Source organism: Pseudomonas syringae pv. tomato str. DC3000 (assembly GCF_000007805.1).
GTDB classification, from domain to species: Bacteria; Pseudomonadota; Gammaproteobacteria; order Pseudomonadales; family Pseudomonadaceae; genus Aquipseudomonas; species Aquipseudomonas avellanae.
Window position 1 is genome coordinate 505,404 of sequence record NC_004578.1, and the last position, 19,348, is coordinate 524,751.

Annotated in this window: 16 protein-coding genes and 1 pseudogene; 4 read left to right on the top strand and 13 right to left on the bottom strand. The window is 58.5% G+C overall.

The window, feature by feature from the left end; translation table 11 throughout:
- Nucleotides 1–4: 4 nt before the first annotated feature.
- The 5 genes from glyA to PSPTO_RS30605 all read right to left on the bottom strand — a co-directional run bounded on the left by glyA (nucleotide 5) and on the right by PSPTO_RS30605 (nucleotide 5,007).
- Nucleotides 5–1,258, bottom strand: a complete 1,254-nt coding sequence (gene glyA, locus PSPTO_RS02420) for a serine hydroxymethyltransferase (RefSeq protein WP_005763690.1) — start codon at nucleotides 1,256–1,258, stop codon at nucleotides 5–7.
- 256 nt (nucleotides 1,259–1,514) lie between these two features.
- Entirely contained in the window at nucleotides 1,515–2,693 is a 1,179-nt protein-coding gene (choV, locus tag PSPTO_RS02425) for a choline ABC transporter ATP-binding protein (protein ID WP_005763692.1), read from the bottom strand.
- Nucleotides 2,690–3,538, bottom strand: a complete 849-nt coding sequence (choW, locus tag PSPTO_RS02430) for a choline ABC transporter permease subunit (protein ID WP_174171207.1) — start codon at nucleotides 3,536–3,538, stop codon at nucleotides 2,690–2,692. Before choW ends, choV begins: the two co-directional genes overlap by 4 nt.
- A 64-nt stretch (nucleotides 3,539–3,602) precedes the next feature.
- Entirely contained in the window at nucleotides 3,603–4,550 is a 948-nt protein-coding gene (locus tag PSPTO_RS02435; RefSeq protein WP_005763694.1) for a choline ABC transporter substrate-binding protein, read from the bottom strand.
- Nucleotides 4,551–4,752: 202 nt separating this feature from the next.
- Entirely contained in the window at nucleotides 4,753–5,007 is a 255-nt protein-coding gene (locus PSPTO_RS30605) for a hypothetical protein (protein ID WP_024666105.1), read from the bottom strand.
- Nucleotides 5,008–5,333: 326 nt separating this feature from the next.
- Between PSPTO_RS30605 and PSPTO_RS02440 the strand changes: the two genes are divergently transcribed.
- Nucleotides 5,334–6,437: a GlxA family transcriptional regulator gene (locus PSPTO_RS02440; protein ID WP_005763696.1), complete on the top strand. Its 1,104-nt coding sequence runs from the start codon at nucleotides 5,334–5,336 to the stop codon at nucleotides 6,435–6,437.
- Between the two features lie 181 nt (nucleotides 6,438–6,618).
- Here the strand turns inward: PSPTO_RS02440 and PSPTO_RS02445 are convergent, their stop codons facing one another.
- Nucleotides 6,619–8,244: a methyl-accepting chemotaxis protein gene (locus PSPTO_RS02445; protein WP_011103145.1), complete on the bottom strand. Its 1,626-nt coding sequence runs from the start codon at nucleotides 8,242–8,244 to the stop codon at nucleotides 6,619–6,621.
- 420 nt (nucleotides 8,245–8,664) lie between these two features.
- On the opposite strand from PSPTO_RS02445, the gene PSPTO_RS02450 reads away from it, so the two are divergent.
- Both PSPTO_RS02450 and PSPTO_RS02455 read left to right on the top strand, forming a co-directional pair.
- On the top strand, nucleotides 8,665–8,898 hold the full coding sequence (locus PSPTO_RS02450; protein WP_005763699.1) for a hypothetical protein: 234 nt from the start codon (nucleotides 8,665–8,667) through the stop codon (nucleotides 8,896–8,898).
- On the top strand, nucleotides 8,895–9,197 hold the full coding sequence (locus tag PSPTO_RS02455) for a cell division protein ZapA (protein ID WP_003379947.1): 303 nt from the start codon (nucleotides 8,895–8,897) through the stop codon (nucleotides 9,195–9,197). The genes PSPTO_RS02450 and PSPTO_RS02455 overlap by 4 nt, the downstream gene beginning before the upstream one ends.
- A gap of 79 nt (nucleotides 9,198–9,276) precedes the next feature.
- Here the strand turns inward: PSPTO_RS02455 and PSPTO_RS02460 are convergent, their stop codons facing one another.
- Nucleotides 9,277–9,990: a 3'-5' exonuclease gene (locus PSPTO_RS02460; RefSeq protein WP_011103148.1), complete on the bottom strand. Its 714-nt coding sequence runs from the start codon at nucleotides 9,988–9,990 to the stop codon at nucleotides 9,277–9,279.
- Nucleotides 9,987–11,921, bottom strand: a complete 1,935-nt coding sequence (locus PSPTO_RS02465) for a DUF294 nucleotidyltransferase-like domain-containing protein (protein WP_005763703.1) — start codon at nucleotides 11,919–11,921, stop codon at nucleotides 9,987–9,989. Before PSPTO_RS02465 ends, PSPTO_RS02460 begins: the two co-directional genes overlap by 4 nt.
- Before the next feature lie 229 nt (nucleotides 11,922–12,150).
- On the opposite strand from PSPTO_RS02465, the gene PSPTO_RS02470 reads away from it, so the two are divergent.
- A complete protein-coding gene (locus PSPTO_RS02470) occupies nucleotides 12,151–12,597 on the top strand; it encodes a response regulator (protein ID WP_005763705.1) in 447 nt (148 codons plus the stop codon).
- A gap of 78 nt (nucleotides 12,598–12,675) precedes the next feature.
- Here PSPTO_RS02470 and PSPTO_RS02475 read toward each other — a convergent pair.
- The 5 genes and pseudogenes from PSPTO_RS02475 to PSPTO_RS02495 all read right to left on the bottom strand — a co-directional run bounded on the left by PSPTO_RS02475 (nucleotide 12,676) and on the right by PSPTO_RS02495 (nucleotide 19,346).
- Nucleotides 12,676–16,416 (bottom strand): annotated as a pseudogene (locus PSPTO_RS02475) (type III effector).
- A gap of 692 nt (nucleotides 16,417–17,108) precedes the next feature.
- On the bottom strand, nucleotides 17,109–17,540 hold the full coding sequence (locus PSPTO_RS02480; protein WP_011103153.1) for a hypothetical protein: 432 nt from the start codon (nucleotides 17,538–17,540) through the stop codon (nucleotides 17,109–17,111).
- Nucleotides 17,537–17,983, bottom strand: coding sequence for a hypothetical protein (locus PSPTO_RS02485; RefSeq protein ID WP_011103154.1), 447 nt, complete (start codon nucleotides 17,981–17,983; stop codon nucleotides 17,537–17,539). The genes PSPTO_RS02480 and PSPTO_RS02485 overlap by 4 nt, the downstream gene beginning before the upstream one ends.
- Nucleotides 17,980–18,423 (bottom strand): hypothetical protein, encoded by a 444-nt coding sequence (locus tag PSPTO_RS02490; protein WP_005763718.1) that lies wholly within the window; start codon nucleotides 18,421–18,423, stop codon nucleotides 17,980–17,982. The genes PSPTO_RS02485 and PSPTO_RS02490 overlap by 4 nt, the downstream gene beginning before the upstream one ends.
- Complete coding sequence (locus PSPTO_RS02495) at nucleotides 18,420–19,346, bottom strand: DUF6402 family protein (protein WP_011103155.1); 927 nt, start codon at nucleotides 19,344–19,346, stop codon at nucleotides 18,420–18,422. The genes PSPTO_RS02490 and PSPTO_RS02495 overlap by 4 nt, the downstream gene beginning before the upstream one ends.
- Nucleotides 19,347–19,348 lie beyond the last annotated feature (2 nt).

Consider the following 19,348-nt stretch of genomic DNA (forward strand, 5'->3'; position numbering starts at 1 on the left):
TGACTCAGCGATAAACCGGGAAATCGGCGCACAGGGCTGCTACCTGGCTGGCGACGTTGGCCTCGACATCGGCGGCGCCGAGGTTGTCGAGAATGTCGCATATCCAGCCTGCCAGTTCGATGCACTGGGTGACCTTGAAACCGCGAGTGGTGACGGCCGGGGTGCCGATGCGCAGGCCCGAGGTGACAAATGGCGACTGCGGGTCGTTGGGCACCGAGTTCTTGTTGACGGTGATGTGCGCACGGCCTAGCGCGGCGTCGGCTTCTTTGCCGGTCAGGCCCTGACGGATCAGGCTGACCAGAAACAGGTGGTTGTCGGTGCCGCCGGAAACCACGTCGAAGCCGCGCGTGATGAAGACTTGCGCCATCGCTTGTGCGTTATCGATGACCTGCTGCTGATACGTCTTGAAGCCGGGCTCCATCGCTTCCTTGAAGCACACGGCCTTGGCCGCAATGACGTGCATCAACGGGCCGCCCTGACCACCGGGGAAGACGGCTGAATTGAATTTCTTCTCCAGCTCTTCGTTGGCCTTGGCAAGGATCAGACCGCCGCGCGGGCCACGCAGTGTCTTGTGCGTGGTGGTGGTGACCACATCGGCATACGGCAGCGGGTTTGGATAAAGACCGGCAGCCACCAGACCTGCAACGTGGGCCATGTCGACGAACAGGTAGGCACCCACCTTGTCGGCGATTGCACGAAAACGCGGGAAATCCAGCGTTTTGGAATAGGCCGAGAAACCGGCAATGAGCATTTTTGGCTGGCATTCGACGGCGATGCGTTCGACTTCGTCGTAATCGATCAGGCCGGTGGTGGTGTCGATGCCGTACTGCACGGCGTTGTACAGCTTGCCCGAGAAACTGACTTTGGCACCGTGGGTCAGGTGGCCGCCGTGCGCAAGGCTCATTCCCAGCACCGTGTCGCCTGCCTGCAGCAGCGCCAGGTAGACCGCCGCGTTGGCCTGGCTGCCGGAGTGTGGCTGGACGTTGGCGTAATCGGCACCGAACAGCTGTCTGGCGCGTTCGATGGCCAGTTGCTCGACCTTGTCGACGTGCTCGCAACCGCCGTAGTAGCGCTTGCCGGGATAGCCTTCGGCGTATTTGTTGGTCAGGCCGCTGCCTTGGGCCTGCATGACGCGCTTGCTGGTGTAGTTCTCCGAGGCGATCAGCTCGATATGGTCTTCCTGACGCTGCTCCTCGGCGTTCATTGCCGACAACAGTGCGTCGTCATAACCCTGAATCTGGTCTTGCTTGCTGAACATCGCGGATCTCCCGGCGGCGGCGCGGCGCCTGACTTGTCGTTAGGGCCCAACGGCGCCCTCTGAGAGCGATGGTAGGGCCGGACCGAAGTCGCCAAATGCCTATGGACGCCACACAAAGGTGCGTTTACGACATGGGGGCTTGGGGAGTAGATATCGCGCGAGGGGGCGTTGCGCAGTGACGAGGCTGCAAACAAAAAAGCCCGCTCCCGGCTGGAGTGATTCCAGAGCGTAGGGGCGGGCTTGTCTGTTTCAGGCGTTAACCGTGGTTTTTGCCCAACAGGGCGTGATACAGCTCGGTGTCACCGAGAATGCCGACCACTTTCTCGCCATCCTGCAAGACCAGTTTGTTGCCGGTCTGGTAACGGATCTGCAAGGCGTCGCGCATGCCGATGTTGGAGTGCACGAGGGTAGGGCGACGATCCAGCGTGCCAACGTCCTGTCCGGGGGTCCAGTTCTGCAGGTCCAGTGGCGCGGCACCTTGCCGGGCGCCCTTGATCACATTGCCTTCGGCCAGGTCGAGCCATGAGTCGCCGCTCGGGTCCAGGCACACCGAGCCGTTGACCTGCGTGCATTCATCAACCGTACGCATCAGGCTGCGACCGCACAGCACGTTCAACGGGTTGGTATGCGCCACGAAGGTGCGCACGTATTCGTCTGCCGGGTTAAGGACGATTTGCTCCGGCACGCTGTACTGGACGATGCGGCCATCTTTCATGATCGCGATCCGGCTGCCGAGCTTGAGCGCTTCATCCAGATCGTGGCTGACGAAGACAATGGTCTTGCTCAGCTTGCTTTGCAGGGCCAGCAGTTCGTCCTGCAAGCCTTGGCGGATGAGTGGGTCGAGCGCCGAGAACGGTTCGTCCATCAACAGGATGTCGGCGTCCATCGCCAGCGCGCGAGCCAGGCCGACCCGCTGCTGCATGCCGCCCGACAGCTCGTCGGGCTTCTTGTTGCGCCACTGGGTCAGGCCGACCAGCTCGAGTTTTTCATCAACCAGCTTGCGTCGTTCCTTTTCCGGGCGACCCTGCATTTCGAGGCCAAAACTGATGTTTTCGCGCACCGTGAGCCAAGGCATCAGGGCGAATTTCTGGAAGACCATGGCGATGCGCTTGGTACGCATCATTTTCAGCTCGGCAGCGCTGCAGTTGGCGATGTTGATCTGCGAGCCTTCATGCTCGACGAACAGTGAGCCACGGCTGACGGTATTGAGGCCGTTGATGCAGCGCAACAGGCTGGATTTGCCCGAGCCGGACAAGCCCATTAAAACGCAGATTTCGCCTTTTTCGATGTCCAGACTGGCGTTCTCCACGCCGACGATCTGCCCGGTCTTTTTGAGGATCTGGTCACGCGTGAGGCCTTCGTCCAGCAGCTTGAGGGCTTCACGCGGGTCCTTGGAGAAGATGACGTCAACCTTGTCGAATTTGATGATACTCATGCGTCGGACCCTACCTTGGCTTCGGGTTGTTTGCAGATGCGGTCGAGCATGATGGCCAGCAATACGATTGCCAGGCCGGCTTCGAAACCGAGGGCGATGTCGGCAGTGTTCAGTGCGTTGACCACCGGTTTACCCAGGCCATCGGCACCGACCAGCGCGGCAATTACCACCATCGACAGCGACAGCATGATGCACTGGGTAATCCCGGCGGCGATGCTGGGCATTGCGTAAGGCAGTTCGATGCGGGTCAGCAACTGGCGGCGCGACGAGCCAAAGGCCTTGCCGGCGTCGAGCAATTCCTGCGGCACATCGCGGATGCCCAGGTACGTCAAGCGTATGGGCGCTGCGATGGCGAAGACCACCGTCGAGATCAGCCCGGGCACCACGCCCAGACCGAACAGCGTCAGTGTCGGAATCAGGTAAACGAAGGTGGGAACGGTCTGCATCAGGTCGAGCAGCGGCCGGATGATTGTGTAGAACAGCGGCTTGTGCGCGGCAATGATGCCCAGCGGCACGCCGATGACGACGCAGACCAGAGTGGCGAACAGCACCTGCGCGAGGGTTTCCATGGTTTCCTGCCAGTAATGCAGGTTGAGAATCAGCAGAAACGACAGGATGACGAAAACGGTCAGGCCCCACTTGCGCTGAATAAAATGCGCGAGCGCGGCAATAAGGCCGATCAATACAAACGGGTTGAACCAGGTCAGGGCAAAGGTGAACCCGTGGATCATCATTTCCAGTGTCGAGGCTATCGCGTCGAAGTAGTCGGCGCCGTTGGCCGTCAACCAGTCGACGAATGCGGCGATGTACTCGCCCAGAGGGATTTTTTGATCAGTCAGCATGATGTCGGGTGTCCGCTTGCGGAAGGTGAAGAGGGCAACAGGCGGGACGGGCCCGCCTGCTGTCGGCTTACTGGGTCAACTTGGCCTTGGCTGCCTCCAGGCCTGGTTTGCCATCCACGGTGGTCACGCCTGCCAGCCAGGTGTCGAGCACTTGCGGGTTTTTCTTGATCCACGCCTTGGCGGCGGCATCAGGCTTGGTCTTGTCATCCAGCACATTGCCCATCAGGGTGCTTTCCATTTCCAGCGTGAAGGACAGGTTCTTGAGCAACTGGCCTACGTTGCTGCATTCCTGACTGTAGCCTTTGCGGGTGTTGGTGTAGATAGTCGCCTGGCCATAGTTGGGGCCGAAAAAGTCATCGCCGCCGGTAAGATATTTCATCTTGAAGCGTGTGTTCATCGGGTGCGGTTCCCAGCCCAGGAACACCACATCGTTTTTGCGTTTCACGGCGCGATCAACCTGCGAGAGCATGGCCGCCTCGCTGGATTCCACCACCTTGAAGCCCGCATCTTTGAGGCCGAAGGCGTTCTTGTCGATCATGCTCTGGATCAGGCGGTTGCCGTCGTTGCCGGGTTCGATACCGTAGATCTTGCCGCCCAGTTCTTTCTTGAATTTGGTGATGTCGGCGAAGTCATGCAGGCCTTTGTCGTAGAGCGCTTGCGGCACGGCCAGGGTGTATTTGGCGTTTTCGAGGTTGGCGCGCACGGTTTCGACAGTGCCGGCTTCGCGATAAGGCTTGATGTCGTTTTCCATGGTCGGCATCCAGTTGCCGAGGAAAACGTCCATGTTCTTGCCATCTGCCAGCGACTTGTAGGTCACCGGTACGGAAATCATGGTGGTCTTGGTCTTGTAACCCAGTGACTCGAGTACGGCGCTGGTCACCGCTGTGGTGACGGTGATGTCAGTCCAGCCTACGTCGGAGAAGTTGACCGTATGACAGGCCTCTGGCTCGGCTGCCTGAGCAAGCACCGGCATACAGAGCGTGGCGGCCAACAGCAACGATTTGGAACCTTTCATGGGGTGGACTCCTGTGAGTTTCTTCTAGTCATCAGCAGGTGAACGCTGACGCGGCTTATGGGTTGGCGAGGCTTTTCGCGAAGCTCCATCACTGCGCCGGGCGATCGAGTCGGACCCGATCATGTAACAGGGAAAATCAAACGCCTACAGGGGGCGTCGTATCCAGTGCAGGAGGCGTCGCATCCAGTGCGCGCAAGGTCGCTTACAGATTCATTGCATCGTACGCGCGCCCGGTTGCAGTGTCGGGACTGCTGAAAAGCGGCCAGTACGTTACACGGTCGCTGCGCAGGTCGGCAGCCGTCGGTTGGCAGGTCGGTGCCTGCGCGAACGCGGTCTTTTGGAGGGGGGTAACGCCGACAAGTTCATTATGGGCTGTGGTCGGGCCATAGCGGCGCCAAAGATGATACGACTTTCGAGCACTGCGCACTTTTTGATCACACGCCTCGATGGCCGCCACCTTTTAGCGCGAAAACCCGCTGGCTGCCTGATTTTTTCACGGTGTGCCTTGAGTAGCACTCGGGGCACGGTCAGCCCCTGAGCGTTTCCCCGTAGTGCTACCGAATTGCTCATCAGGCAGCGCAGCCCGCATGCCTGCGCGTCGCAAACAGACACTCGGGTCGCTGCCGGATAGACACTTCGCGACGTCGTTTTCAGGTGTTATTGAATGCCTGATCAATTTCCGGCATGAGATTTGCGATGTCATCACAAAGCCCTTCAGTGACGAGGGGTATAAGAAGAGCCCGCCCTGAGGCCAACCATAGCCATATGTGAGGAGATAGTGTGATGACATCGTTCAATCAAGGGGCTCAACCCCAGAACCGCGCGCCACAGTCCATCGGCTTTCTGCTGTTGGATAACTTCACCCTGATCTCCCTCGCATCGGCGGTAGAACCTCTTCGCATGGCCAACCAGCTGTCGGGCCGCGAGCTGTATCGCTGGACCACGCTGAGTGTCGATGGCAGCCAGGTCTGGGCCAGCGATGGCTTGCAGATCACCCCGGACGCCGCCATGCACAAGGCCCAGGCGCTCGATACTGTGATTGTCTGCGGTGGTGTCGGCATTCAGCGCACTGTAACCCGTGAGCATGTCAGTTGGCTGCAGAGCCAGGCGCGTCAGTCGCGTCGCCTGGGTGCTGTGTGCACCGGCAGTTGGGCGCTGGCGTGCGCCGGTTTGCTCGATGGTTTCGATTGCAGCGTGCATTGGGAATGCCTGGCTTCAATGCAGGAAGCCTTTCCGCGTGTGTCCATGAGCACCCGGTTGTTCACGCTGGACCGTAACCGCTTCACCAGCTCCGGTGGCACCGCGCCGCTGGACATGATGCTGCACCTGATCAGCCGCGATCATGGCCGTGAGCTGTCGGCGGCGATTTCCGAGATGTTCGTTTATGAGCGCATTCGTAACGAGCAGGACCATCAACGCGTGCCGCTCAAGCACATGCTGGGCACCAATCAGCCGAAATTGCAGGAAATCGTGGCCTTGATGGAGGCCAATCTCGAAGAGCCGATCGACCTTGATGAGCTGGCGGTGTACGTCGCCGTGTCGCGCAGGCAACTGGAGCGGCTGTTCCAGAAATACTTGCACTGCTCGCCGTCGCGTTATTACCTGAAACTGCGCCTGATCCGCGCCCGGCAATTGCTCAAGCAGACACCGATGTCGATCATCGAGGTTGCGTCAGTGTGCGGCTTCGTGTCGACGCCACACTTCTCCAAATGCTACCGCGAATACTTCGGCATCCCGCCGCGCGACGAGCGCGTAGGCTCCAACACCGCGCAACAGGTCGCCATGATGCCAATCCCGCAAGCACTGGTGCTCGCGCCGTTGTCGGGACCGCTCTCGGCGTTGAGCCAGGCGCGTAATGAATCGACGTTTGCGAGTGTGCGGCTTTAATTTGACTGATCTTTGCGCGGGGCCCGCAAAGAGGACGCGGAGCGTCCAGAACGGCGTGCGACGCAGAGCGTCGCACGATAATTGAGATAGTCAGGTTATCGTTTTCGACGCGCTGCGTCGCAAAAGGACGCGGAGCGTCCAGAACGGCATGCGACGCAGAGCGTCGCACGATCGTTGACCCTTAAAGCGCGAAGCGCGACACCATGCTGTTGAGGTCCACGGCCAGGCGGGAAAGCTCGGTGCTGGCTGCGCTGGTCTGGTTGGCGCCGCTGGTTGATTGTGCCGAGAGGTCGCGGATGTTCACCAGGTTGCGGTCCACTTCGCGTGCGACTTGCGCTTGCTCTTCAGCGGCGCTGGCGATGACCATATTGCGTTCGTTGATCTCTTCGACCGCGACATTGATGGTGTTCAGCGCCATGCCCGCGCCTTTGGCGATGTTCAAGGTGGATTCGGCGCGTTCGGTGCTGTTGCGCATCGAGCTTACTGCCTGTTCCGTGCCGCTCTGAATGCTGCCGATCATGCGTTCGATTTCGCTGGTCGATTGCTGCGTGCGGTGTGCCAAAGCGCGCACTTCGTCGGCCACTACCGCAAAACCGCGTCCGGCTTCACCGGCACGTGCAGCTTCGATGGCGGCGTTGAGCGCCAGCAGGTTGGTCTGGTCGGCCAGGCCGCGGATCACGTCCAGCACCTTGCCGATATCCCGAGACTCAGTAGCCAGGTTGATGATCAGTTCAGCCGTGCCTTTCACGTCACCGCTCATGCGTTCGATGGCGCTGACGGTTTCCTGAACCAGATCACGACCGTCACCGGCAGAGGTCGCCGCATTGCGAGACGCTTGCGACGTACTGACAGCGTTGCGGGCGACTTCTTCCACGGCGCTGGTCATTTCGTTGACCGCAGTGGCAGCCTGCTCGATTTCGTTGTTCTGCTGCACCAGCCCACGTGCACTTTCGTCGGTAACGGCATTCAGCTCTTCGGCCGCCGAGGCCAGTTGCGTGGCCGAACCGGAAATGCCCTGCAGCGTGTCGCGCAGTTTGTCCTGCATGGTTTTCATGGCCAGCAGTAAACGACCGGCTTCGTCGCTGCCATCAATCTGGATCGGCTGGGTCAGGTTACCTTTCGCGATGGTTTCCGCCGCATGCAGCGCCGTGGCGATCGGCGTGGTAATGCTTTTGATCAGCATCCAGGCAAACACGATGGTGAGCAGCGTGGCAGCTATGAGCAGCCCGATGACCATATTGAATGCTGAGTCGTACTCGCGGGAAGCATCCTTTTTGACCTGGTTCAATTGAGCAGTATTGATCTCTACCAGCTTGCCGAGCACGACGTTCATCTGATCGGAGTTGCTGAGCAGTTCGTTGTTGAGCAGGCTCTGCAGCTCTTCGATTTTGTTGGCGCGGGTCAGCGTCTTCAGGCGCTCTTCAAGCTGGCGATACTGCCCCAGCAGTTGCACGTACTGGCCGTAAAGATTGCGCTCGTCGGGGTCGCTGATCAGCTTCTCGTAAATCGCCTGAGCGTCGGTGATCTGCTTGTTGCGCATCGCCAGCAGGTCGATGGTCTTCTGCTGGGTTTCCGGGTCGCGGTTGACCAGCAGTCGGTAAGACAACACGCGCAAACGGATACTGACTTCTGCGAATCGATCGAGGCTTTTGATACTGGGCACATTGCCGTTGGCCAGGTCTTCAGTCGCGCCACGGATCTTGTTCATCTGGGACAGGGCGAATACACCGAGGATCAGCATGAGTGTGCCGATGATGGCGAATCCAAGAAACGCTCGGGGCGCGATGTTCATATTTCGCAGGGACATAGAAAGCTTCCAGGGTAGGTACGCGGTCCATGCGATTTAACGGTGAAGGGAATGCAGTGAATGGCTGCCTATCGGTCATGCGACTAACGTCTTGAGTTAGTAGGCACTAAATATTGACGACTTATTACTGACGGTTATTTTGGGATATGGCAAAAATCCGCGCAAACCCTTGAAAACACGGCGTTGAGGGCAGTCAGGGTGATATCATTTTGCTCATTGGCTGTGCGCATTTGTCGCAGTTCGGGGCGGTCTGACGAACAGCAGGAACCGGATTCCGAATACGTAGTCACAAGCCCCCTACGCGTTTACGTTATCGACATGTCAATGTCATGACAGATCGGTATCAAAGCCTGAGCGCTGGCATGCGCAGCGACTTTTCTTTATCGTACGCGCCCGTTGAAATTTGCTCGAGAAATCAAAATGTTGGAAGCCTCCCTTAGCCAATTGGAACAACTTGTCGGTGACCTGGTGCAGCAAAACCAGACCCTGCAGGACACGAATGCACAGCTCGGCGCCGAGCTGGCAAAAGCCAAGGACGAGAACGAGAACTTGCAACTGAGCCTGATGGAGCAGGAAGAAAAGCAGGGCAGCACCGCCGCGCGTATCCAGGCACTGGTTGACCGCGCGACCAGCGCAAGTGCTGTTGGCGCATGAACGTCGATGGCAACGGTGTAACCGTTCTTTCAATTCTGGGTAATGAGTACTCGGTCAAGGCCCCGGCTGGCGAAGACCTGACTCTCATGAAGGCCGCCGCGATGCTCAATGCGTCGCTGGCCGACACCAAGCGCAAATACCCGACATTGATCGGCGACCGTTTGCTGGTCCTGGCAGCCCTGAATCTCTGCTCGCAGCAGATCGAGCTTGAGCAACTGCACAAGGTCGAATTGAAGCGTTACCGCGAGCAGGTCGATGCCACGGTGGATGTGATCGCCAAGACCATTTCCCAGGGCTGAGCCCAGGTCGCTCCCACAAGGCTTATGCCGAGTGCTGAGGCGTGTGTCGTGCCAATGCACACGCGAGAAGCAGTTGCCATCAGAACGAATGCGACTGCTTGCGCCTGCGCCACTGCCCCAGTGATTCTGCCAGTCGCAAGGTGCTGTCGATCTGCTGGCGGCGGGCGTGGCTGAACAGAATCAACGCCAGCTCTGCGGTGACCAGTGCATCGGCGCTGGCGTTGTGGCGTTCTTCGGCGTGCAGGCCAAAAAACTGCGTCCAGTCGTCCAGCCCGGCGTGCCGCAGGTTGGCCTGTTCGCAGAGCATCGGGGCTATTTCGGCGGCGTCGAAAAACGCATGCTGCAAACGGTAGTCCAGGCTTTCTTTCAGCGCACGCGCCAGCATGTGCTGATCGAATGGTGCATGAAAGCCCAGAATCGGGCTGTCGCCGACAAACTCCATGAAATCCAGCAACGCCTCGACCGGCTCGCTGCCCGCTGCAATCGCACTGGGTGCCAGCCCATGAATCAGCACGGCCGGGCTGAGCTTGTGATCGACGCGCAACAGCGTGCGCTCGAACTGCTGGCCCAGATCGATGGCTCCGTCCTCAATCACAACCGCTCCGATGGACAGCACCTGATCGCGGTTCATGTTCAGCCCGCTGGTTTCCAGGTCCAGCACCACCCAGCGCTGTTGGCGCAGCGGTTTGTCGCTGAGCTTCGCGCAGACCGGCAATTGCTTGATCCGCTTCAGTTGATGAGCGTCCAAAGGGACCTTTTTCGGACGTGGCTTCAACCACTCGAACAGGTTCATAGCTGATAACGCATGGTCAGGCTCATCTGCAATCGCTGCGCCTGACGAAACGATTCACGCAGAATGCGACGGTCCAGGTGGTTGAGTGTGTCCGGGTCGATGCGGTTGGAGTAGGCGAGGTTCTGGCGACTCTGCAATTGGTGTTGCTGCATACGGGTCTGCTGAATGAAGTGATAAGCCTCCTCGTAGGCGGCACCGTCCAGCGGGTCGATGACTTCGCGCTCGACCAGTTGCCGCAAGCGTTCCTGAGTATTGTTGACGCCGATACCGTTGGCCAGCGCCAACAGGCGCGCACCGTCGACAAAGGGCGTCAGACCTTCGGTCTTGAGGTCCAGGGTGTCTTTCTCGCTGCCTTTGCGCGCCAGCACGAAATCCTTGAAGCGGCCCACCGGCGGCCGTTGACGCAGGGCGTTCTCGGCCATCATGCGCTGGAACAGCCGATTGTCTGCCACCTGATCGAGAATGCCGCGGCGCAGTTGCCCGCCGCCGCTCTCATCGCCCCAGACCACGCGCAGGTCGAAGTAGATGCTCGATGCCAGCAGGTTCTCCGGGGTGGCCTCGCGAATAAAGGCCGAGAAGCGCCTCGACCATTCAAGTCGCGACAGGCACAAATCAGGGTTGCCGGCCATGATATTGCCCTTGCACAGCGTAAAACCGCACTGCGCCAAGCTCTGATTGATGCGTTCGGCAATGGGTAGCAGCAGTGTGCGGATCTGCTCTGCCTCTGTGGCATCGCTGGCTTCAAACAGAATGCCGTTGTCCTGATCAGTATGCAGCGTCTGTTCGCGTCGGCCCTCGCTGCCGAAACACAGCCAGCTGAACGGCACGCCGGGGTCGCCTTTTTCCGCGAGCGTCAGTTCGATCACCCGACACACCGTGTGATCATTGAGCAAGGTAATGATCTGGGTAATCTGCGTGGACGAGGCGCCGTGCGCGAGCATGCGATCAACCAGCTGGACGATATCGCCCCTCAAACCGGCAAGCGCTTCGATACGCGGCGCATTGCGGATGGTGCGCGCCAGATGCACCAGATCGACCCGTTGCAGGGAGAACAGATCCCGCTCCGACACCACACCGCACAACCTCCCGTCTCTGACCAGGCACACATGGGCGATATGACGCCCGGTCATGGCAATGGCTGCGTCGAACGCGCTGGCGTCCGGGCTCAGGTGAAACGGTGAGGGGCTCATGGTGTTTTTGACCGGCGCGCTGAAATCGGCATTCACATCGGCAACCGCTTCACGCAGGTCGCGCAGGGTGAAAATACCCAACGGCGCTTGCTGCTCGTCGACGATCACGATGCTGCCTACCTGCTGTTCATGCATCAGTTTTACCGCATCGCGCATGGGCATGTCGGGGCTGCACATCACCGGATGACGCATGGCCAGCTCGCCCAGGCGCGTGTTCAGCGAATACTGCGTACCAAGGGTTTCGGCGGCGCGCTGCTGGACCTGCTGGTTGACCTGATCCAACAGGCTGCTGACCCCGCGCAGGGCGAAGTCGCGAAATGTCGTGGACAGCGCGAACAGCTTGATGAAGGCCTGCTTGTTCAGTTGCAGGCAGAAAGTGTCTTCGGCGGCCAGATGCTCGGTGCGCGTGGCACGCTCACCCAGCAGGGCGGCGAGCGGGAAGCACTCGCCCGTGGTGATTTCGAAGGTGGTTTCGGTGCCTCTTTTCGCGGAATGAGGACGTTCACCGACGATTCGCCCCTGTTTGACGATGTAAAAGTGTTCTACTGGCCCATCGCCGGGCTTTATGATGCTCTCGTCTGCCGCATAAAACCTGAGCTGACACTGCTCGACGAGATACGCCAGATGAGCGTTTTCCATCTGGTTGAAAGGCGGGAATTTTTGCAGGAACTGCATGGTGCCGTGTATGTTCTGCAGCACGGCTGTCTTGCCTGCCTGGGTGAACGCATCTGCCTTGCTCATGGCCTGTTCCGCACTCTTGTTATTGGTGCTCATGGTCGGCCGCTTGTAGCCAGGTGCCCATTGGACGTAAGTCTTACGCCTGAGGCGATTGGCAAAGTGATGGTGATTGCTGGAACCGATTTGACGAGCGCAATGGACTGCGAGCGAAGACTGGCCGGGATGCCGACGAACTGCATCGCAGATTTGACAGAATCTGCTGTCGGATAGTCCAGGGAACGATGAGATTGCAATGATTGACCAAGATATTTTGAGCGACGATGAGCGCAATGCCCTCCATGAGGTCATGCTCTCGCCTGATCGCGGCGCACCGCAACGGGTCCTGATCGTTGATGACGACAGTGACGCGCGCGAGCTGCTGGCCGAGATTCTGAGTCTCAATGACATCAGTTGCATGACTGCGCCCGGTGGTGACAGCGCCCTCAAAATGATTCAGACGCGCCAGTCTATAGGCCTGTTGATCACCGATTTGCGCATGGCGCCTTTCGACGGTCTTGACCTGATCCGCAAGGTCCGCGAGTCGGACCGCGCCGAGTTGCCCATCATTATCGTTTCCGGCGACGCCAACGTGCGCGACGCCATCGACGCCATGCACCTGAGCGTGGTGGACTTCCTGCTCAAGCCGTTGAACACCAAACAACTGGTGAAGCTGGTGAAGCGTGAGCTGGGAATGAGTTGAAGCATTCGTCGTACAGCTGAATGACCAGCGTGCCGATCCCGGCATTGGCCCGCTGATCATGGGCCAGTCACCCCGTCTTCACGGCGGCGGAAACTGCGCTGCGGTGCGCTGACCGTCGACATTGGAGAGCTTCTGCCAACGCAGTAGGTTACGCCAGCCAACCACGGTTGAATCCCGCGCTCGCTCACGAACGATCAACACCAGTGGTCGCCACGTTTCTTTGGTCAGCAAAATATCGTCAATGGCCTGCTGGGCCTTTTCCGCTGCCTGCACATCCCCGCGCTGCAAAGCGAGTGCCTGAATACCGCGATAGCCATCTATCTCGGCGCCTGCCCGGCCTTTCATCGAGTAATTGACGTTGTACTGGCAATACTTGCTGTCCTTGCCCAGACGCTTGATCGTCGCCTCGAAAGCGTCAAGGTGCATGGCCGCGCGCAGGCGGTTGTCCGGGGTGTTTTTGTTGCCTGTCTCATCCGGCTCCAGTGTTTCGATGCAACGCATCAACCACAGGTCGCGGTTGGCGGTGATTTCGGCCTGCATGTCGCGCGGCGTGGAGTAATGTCGGTCCAGATCGGCGTCCTGTTTGTCGCCAATCAGGAAGGGCGATATTTCGTTCTTTTCCAGTGCCCAGGCCAGGTCCCGGGACATGCCCAGTTGCAAACCCAGCCCCTGACCCTGAACCCCATGGTTGGCACCTTTTTCTGCTGGCGTGGCCGAGCTGGCAATCGGCGCGAAGTTCAGGTTGGCGGTGACCCCCATCCGTTGCTGAGCGGTGTCACCCTTGGCGCCGACAACGCTGATGAATCCGCCGGTTTCCGTGCGTGTTTCCTTGATTCGATCCGCTTCGACGTACACCGAGGGTTCCGGCGTCAGGGTTTGAGAGGCGTGACTGGCGCCATCCTTGAAACGTACCGCCGGGACGCGCAGTGCCACACGCGCCGCGACGTTGCGGGTGCTGGACGTCGCATCGATCTGGCTGACAGAGACCTCCGGGTTACGCGCCAGTATGGCTTCCAGCGGCCCGGCGTAACGCTGGCCCTTTTGCGGATCGATGATGTCCCAGCGCACCATGCTGTCCAGCGCGGTCAGCATGTTGCCGCGCATTTCATCGTCCTTGTGTCGGGTGCGAAAAAAGCGCATGAGGGTCGAGCTGGTTTGAGTTTCCTGAGCGGTAAAGCGGCCAGTGAGCGCAGCCTGTATCGCCACACCGTCTGCAACCGCACTTCCTGCCGCCACACCGATGGTGGCCTCGGCGGCTTCGGTTCGTGCTTTGCCGAAGGACATTTCCATGCCCAGAATCGGCATGAACAGCTGGGCAAACGCTTCGTCACTGCGAGATTTCTCTGCCGAAAAGATCGGTGACACGATGGGCGATATCAAGCTGTAGGGCAGCGACGGCAAGCCCACGCCCAGCGTGCCTCCGCCGCCCAGTCGCAACCGGTCGCGCAGGCGGCTTTCAAGAATGAACGGCTTGAAAAACGTCACGATGTCGCTTTTCTCGCTCAAGTGTCGGGTTTTCAGCAGCTTTATCGCTGCGCTCAAGTCCTGATCAAGCACCTCTTCAACAGACTCAGCAGGTTGCAGCACTGGCGGCAATACCTCGCGCAGGTGCTCATCGACACGATTGAGGGCTTCGTAGACCGACAGCTTGCTGTTGGCCAGTTCGCTGTACAGCGGCGGCAGTTCGATGTGCTGAGCTTTGTGCAGTACGTTGACTGCGCGCTTGCCATTCGCGTCCGGCTTATCCCATATCTGTGATAGCCGCTGCTGCTGAACGCGGGCCTTGAGCAGGCTTTGCATCGATTTGCCATCGCGCTTTTTGAGCGTCACCTGCGACAGGTGAGTGCCTTTCTTCTCCAGAGATTTAAGGTGATCGAGCATGGCGTGGGCTGCCGAGATTTCAAGTTGCAGTCCCGGTGCGCCCTTGGCGTTTTTCAGCGTTTCTTCCAGCATGCTGATACGCGCGGAAATAACCTGATCAACCTGCTTTCTGGGTGATTGCAGGCCCATGCTTTCGCCCACCGAGTAGGCCCGATCCAGCGTCGATTTGGCAAAGGGTGTCTTGTTCAGCGTGGGGACCAGGCGGCGTGGCAACGAGCTTTTCGTCGGTGCCGTTGCTGTTGCTTGCTCCGGGGTATTGGCCGCCACAGCGCGCATGACCCATTCCATCGTCGCTTTCTTCAGGCGCTGGTCATGTTGCGCATAGGGCGTGCCGGGAGCGTTGCTGAAATAACCGTTACGAACCGCGTTGAAAGCGGCGTGATCGACATCGTCGAACGACTTCTCGTCTCCATCCAGCTTGCTGCGTGCCACCTGTTTGGCGGTTTGCAGCCATGCCTTGACCTTGCCGTCGGGCTCTTTCTGCTGCGCTTCATCGGCATTCCAGAACACCCGCAAAGGCTTGGCCCGCTCGGCCACTATCGGTGCAGTGCCGTCGCTGGAGAGCACTTGCAGCATTTCCATGCCACGCGGCACATTTGCCAGTTTTCGACAGAGGTCGAGCGTGTCCCGCTGGACGCTGTTGTTGTTGGCGCTGCGGGTCCTGACCGACTTCGACATCTCCTCGGCAACGCGAGGCCAATGTTCCAGTGGGTGCTGGTTCAGCAAGTCGAGCACGCGGTTGGCGCGCGTGGCGTCATTGCCCGTCACGTCTGCCAACGCCGACGTCACCACCTCGATAACCGCAAAAGCTGGCAGCGGTGTGGGTGGCGGCGTGCCTTGCAGGCGATCGCCGATACGTTGCAGGGCCGCTTGAATTTCGTCCGCGCCGGTTGCTGCAAAAGCGTGCGCTTCACCGATCTGACTGGCGAGGTACTGCTCGCGAACGTTCTTGAGCGCGGTTTTGTCGATTCGTTCCTGAGTTTGGTCCTCTGCAGGCGCGGCGACCTGTTCTGATGCGGGTAGTTTCTGATCAAGTGTCTTGAGTGCAAAGCGCTCATCATTGACGATCGCGATTCGCTGATGAATCTCGCCCAGCTCGTCGTTCAGGCGCGCAACATCGGCATCGACCCGCACCAGTCTTTTTGCCAGCTGCTGATGCGTTTGCATGGCCTGCGAACGCGTTGCAAGCGTCTGCCCAATGGCGGTGTCCAGTCTGTCGGCTTCGTCTGACCCTTCGGGCGTTTCCTGTCGCTGGGCGCGCAAGGCAGAAAGCTGCGTGTTGGCTTGCGCGGCCGTGTGCTCGGCAGCGGTCATGTCGTGATCGAGTGAAATCAGCTCACGAGTCTGCGCCACCTTGAGTTGCAGTTCGATTTCAATAGCAGTGTGCCGGTCGGCGAAACGGACATCCACCGCCTGCATGCGTGTGCGCAACTCGCTCAGCCACTGCTAAGAAAACTCGGCTTTCTGTTCAACCTGATCCTGCCCTTCACTCAGCGCGCCCAGTTGCAACACGTCTGTACCCTGAATCAGCTCACGAAGTTGCTGACTGGCCAGGCGGGTGGTGGAGTCGGCTTGTTGAACGCGAGCCCTGGCATGGTCCAGTGGTTCGGTCGACGAGGGCGGGGTGGCCTGTTCGAGCGATTCAAGATGCTCACGCGCAGCGACCAGTGCGTGGGTGGCTGTGGCGAGCACCTTGCTCTGGTGATCGAGCCGGGTGCTCAGCTCTTTCACCGCCGCTGCGATGGTTTCAGGGCTTTGCTGTGAGTTGATCTTGATCTTGGTCTTGGCGTTGCTGCCATTGCTTGCGACTTCGCGCAGCGGGGCAGGCTTTAGCCACGGAAAAATCTTGGTGGTAATACGCCTTACCGTTGAAGGGGCGGGACGCTCCCAGAGAGACGTCGGTGCCGCCTTCAGATGGGTCAGCGCCGACTCCACCATACGCTGCAGTTCATGCGCTTCCTTGAGCAACGGATCATGACTCTCCTCGTTCGATACCTGCTCACCTTCCTCCGGAATCCCGCTGCGCAAGGGCCGGTTGAGAGTACGACCAGTGCCGGGAATCCCGAGACTGAAATTGGTCTGACGTTCGGAAAGCTTGCCAGCGATGCGCGTCTTCAGCCCGTGTGCTTGCTGAACACCTGGCGCTGATTTAGGCGCCGCAGGATTGGCGACGGGGGGAGGCTCAGTCGCTCTTGCCGTGACCGGCGGTGGTGTCGGCTGCGATGTAGAGCCTGTTTCCAGAGGTACAACCGGGGTAGCAGAACGAGTATTGATTCTTAAGGTCATGAGCGGGCTCCATCGGCTCAGATATCAAGTTCGACAGATCAATACAGGTGGTGGTAGTAATCGACACTGCGCATTCGGTGGTGCGTAAAACGTGTTCGAAGGGCTGTCGCGGCGGAAGGCGACACTTCTTCAAACTGCCTGGGCGGCACGGGGAGGCGTGTTTGCTCGGGGGGCTGGGGCTACGTGCTGACTCGCGGCTTGCGTCCTTTGGTGGGTCAGCTGTGGCAGGTGCCTGAAACGTTTCCCTGCCTGAGCGGGAGGTTTTCGGACCTGTCTGGATGGGTGGTCGAAATATGGATTCGGTTCCGGTTTTTTATTTTGATGAGCGTAGAGATGCCGGGAATTCAATGGGTGGCAGGCTGATCACCGATGCAGTCGGGTACATTCGGGCCGATGGGGATCATTCCGGCATAGACCATGCCTGACCCACCACCCCAAGACATTGGCCCACCTGCCGACTCCAGATCATGAATCTCGGTTTCCGAGATCAGTTCGCCAGTGCGGTGATCGTAGAGACGAAAAAATGCAGGATAGCCCCACCAAGGGAGCCATTCCCGAGGTACGCCTTCGTTCGGGTCGGGCATTGTGTGAAACATCATGGGCAAAACCCAAAATGGCTTGAAAAGCTCTACGCGATAACATCCGCCAGGGCTAATGTAGGGGTCACTCAAGCGTTCGGCCAAGCCTATTTCCCACCACTCCGACGCAGCCCATATGCTGCCTGCAATGGTGATGTAGGCTGCAAGAAAGATGATGCGCTTCGATGGCGACTTCATTCTTGAGGCGCAGCACGTGTAGCTGGGCGGTCCCCCCTACAGTCAGGGACATTCGGGCCGATGGGGATCATTCCTGCGTAGACCATCCCTGACCCACCACCCCAAGACATTGGCCCGCCTGCCGACTCCAGATCATAAATCTCGGTTTCCGAGATCAATTTGCCAGTGCGGTGATCGTAGAGACGGAAAAATGCAGGGTAGCCCCACCAAGGAAGCCATTTCGGTGAATGATCTTTATAGGGGTTGGCTTTTCTATGAAACATCATGGGCAAAATCCAGAACGGCTTGAACGTTTCAACTCGATAGCATCCACCCGGACTGATATCAGGTTCGTTCAGGCTTTCCGCCAAGCCCTTTTCCCAGTACTCCGAAGCAGCCCATAGGCTTCCAGCGGTCGTGATGAAGGTTGCAAGAAAGATGATGTGTGTCGATGGCGACTTCATTTTTGGTTCGTGACATGTGAAGAGCGATCACCGATGCAATCAGAGACGTTCGGCCCGATGAGGATCATTCCTGCGTAGACGAAACCCGACTCTTCTCCCCAATCTATTCCCCATCCTGCTGTTTCAAGGTCATAAATCTTGTTTTCTGAAATTAGTTCACCGTTGCGATTGTCATACAGCCGATAGAAGCCAGGGTAGCCCCACAACGGGAACCATTTTGGCGGTACGTCTTCGTCAGGATGAGGCTTGCGATGAAACATATTCGGCAGTACCCAGAATGGTTTAAATGTTTCGAGTCGGTAGCAGCCATCAGGGCTGACGATCGGGTCACCTGACCTTTCCGCCAAGCCTTTTTCCCACCATTGCGACGCGGCCCACAGGCTGAGTGCGATAAGAAAATAGGCAGAAAGGAATTGGATTTTTCTCGCGCTTATTTTCAAATGGGAATTTCCAGATCAATGAATGGGTCGGCTTTTTTCCATAACACATCCGAATAGATAAAGAAGTCTCCGCCGTTACTTGTATTATCCCTGTATTTTCGAAAGTGATTATTGGCTATGGCCGCAAATGGTCCCTCTTTCAGGCGTATGATTAAGTTTCCTTGTGGCGTCACAGCTATAACGGTTTCTGCTTTCGTCAGCACACGGTCCTCTGTCCATGTGCCCAAGTATTGAAAGCCGTTGAAGTCGTAGTGATCGCGAATGTAAAAACCTAAGTGCTCGACTCTGAAATAATGCTGCGCTTGCTGAGTAATAGGGTGTTCTTTGGTAAAAACCTCCCCCACGACACCAACCTTGAGTGTCGCGGTGCCTAAAGCTCCGTACATGTCATCCAGTGCATCCCATGCTCCACCAAACTCGGTAAAATTTACCTGAGAGGATACGTCTATTTGTCGGGCGGTCATAAGCGTGGAACCCAGCTTAAACGGAGCGCTTCCATGCCATCCCTGCTTTTTCAAAAGCTTTTTTAACCGCAAAAGCGCATTGGGCGTAGTCAATCTGGACTCCGCCACGGCTATTGCGGTTCGACAGCGCTCAAACTGCATTGCCCACTCCATTTTCACTATGTCTTCATCGCATTGCTCAGGAGATAAGCTCATCGGATCAGGCTGTGTTTCCGGCTTTTTCCAATCCGCCGGCATCTCCCACCCCGGGCTATCAAACCATCGTTGCAACAACGCCGCGGCGGTATCCCAGCCCATGTTGCGCATGGCGCCCGGGATGCGGGACAGGGCGAGGTTTTCGATGATGACTTGCTTGGGTGGCGTGTCCAAGGGTGCATAGGTGCGTGACACACCCTGTGGCAGAGCAAAGTAGGTATCAGGACCGACGGCATTGGTGCGCTGGAAATCATTCAGGGACATGT

What these genes read in the sequence shown, in the direction of transcription:
- PSPTO_RS02495 (WP_011103155.1), bottom strand. Translation starts at nt 19,346, where the DNA reads ATGTCCCTGAATGATTTCCAGCGCACCAATGCCGTCGGTCCTGATACC.
- PSPTO_RS02460 (WP_011103148.1), bottom strand. Translation starts at nt 9,990, where the DNA reads ATGAACCTGTTCGAGTGGTTGAAGCCACGTCCGAAAAAGGTCCCTTTG.
- PSPTO_RS02480 (WP_011103153.1), bottom strand. Translation starts at nt 17,540, where the DNA reads ATGAAGTCGCCATCGAAGCGCATCATCTTTCTTGCAGCCTACATCACC.
- PSPTO_RS02465 (WP_005763703.1), bottom strand. Translation starts at nt 11,921, where the DNA reads ATGAGCAAGGCAGATGCGTTCACCCAGGCAGGCAAGACAGCCGTGCTG.
- PSPTO_RS02445 (WP_011103145.1), bottom strand. Translation starts at nt 8,244, where the DNA reads ATGTCCCTGCGAAATATGAACATCGCGCCCCGAGCGTTTCTTGGATTC.
- PSPTO_RS02485 (WP_011103154.1), bottom strand. Translation starts at nt 17,983, where the DNA reads ATGAAGTCGCCATCGACACACATCATCTTTCTTGCAACCTTCATCACG.
- PSPTO_RS02435 (WP_005763694.1), bottom strand. Translation starts at nt 4,550, where the DNA reads ATGAAAGGTTCCAAATCGTTGCTGTTGGCCGCCACGCTCTGTATGCCG.
- glyA (WP_005763690.1), bottom strand. Translation starts at nt 1,258, where the DNA reads ATGTTCAGCAAGCAAGACCAGATTCAGGGTTATGACGACGCACTGTTG.
- PSPTO_RS02450 (WP_005763699.1), top strand. Translation starts at nt 8,665, where the DNA reads ATGTTGGAAGCCTCCCTTAGCCAATTGGAACAACTTGTCGGTGACCTG.
- PSPTO_RS02470 (WP_005763705.1), top strand. Translation starts at nt 12,151, where the DNA reads ATGATTGACCAAGATATTTTGAGCGACGATGAGCGCAATGCCCTCCAT.
- PSPTO_RS02440 (WP_005763696.1), top strand. Translation starts at nt 5,334, where the DNA reads ATGACATCGTTCAATCAAGGGGCTCAACCCCAGAACCGCGCGCCACAG.
- PSPTO_RS02455 (WP_003379947.1), top strand. Translation starts at nt 8,895, where the DNA reads ATGAACGTCGATGGCAACGGTGTAACCGTTCTTTCAATTCTGGGTAAT.
- choV (WP_005763692.1), bottom strand. Translation starts at nt 2,693, where the DNA reads ATGAGTATCATCAAATTCGACAAGGTTGACGTCATCTTCTCCAAGGAC.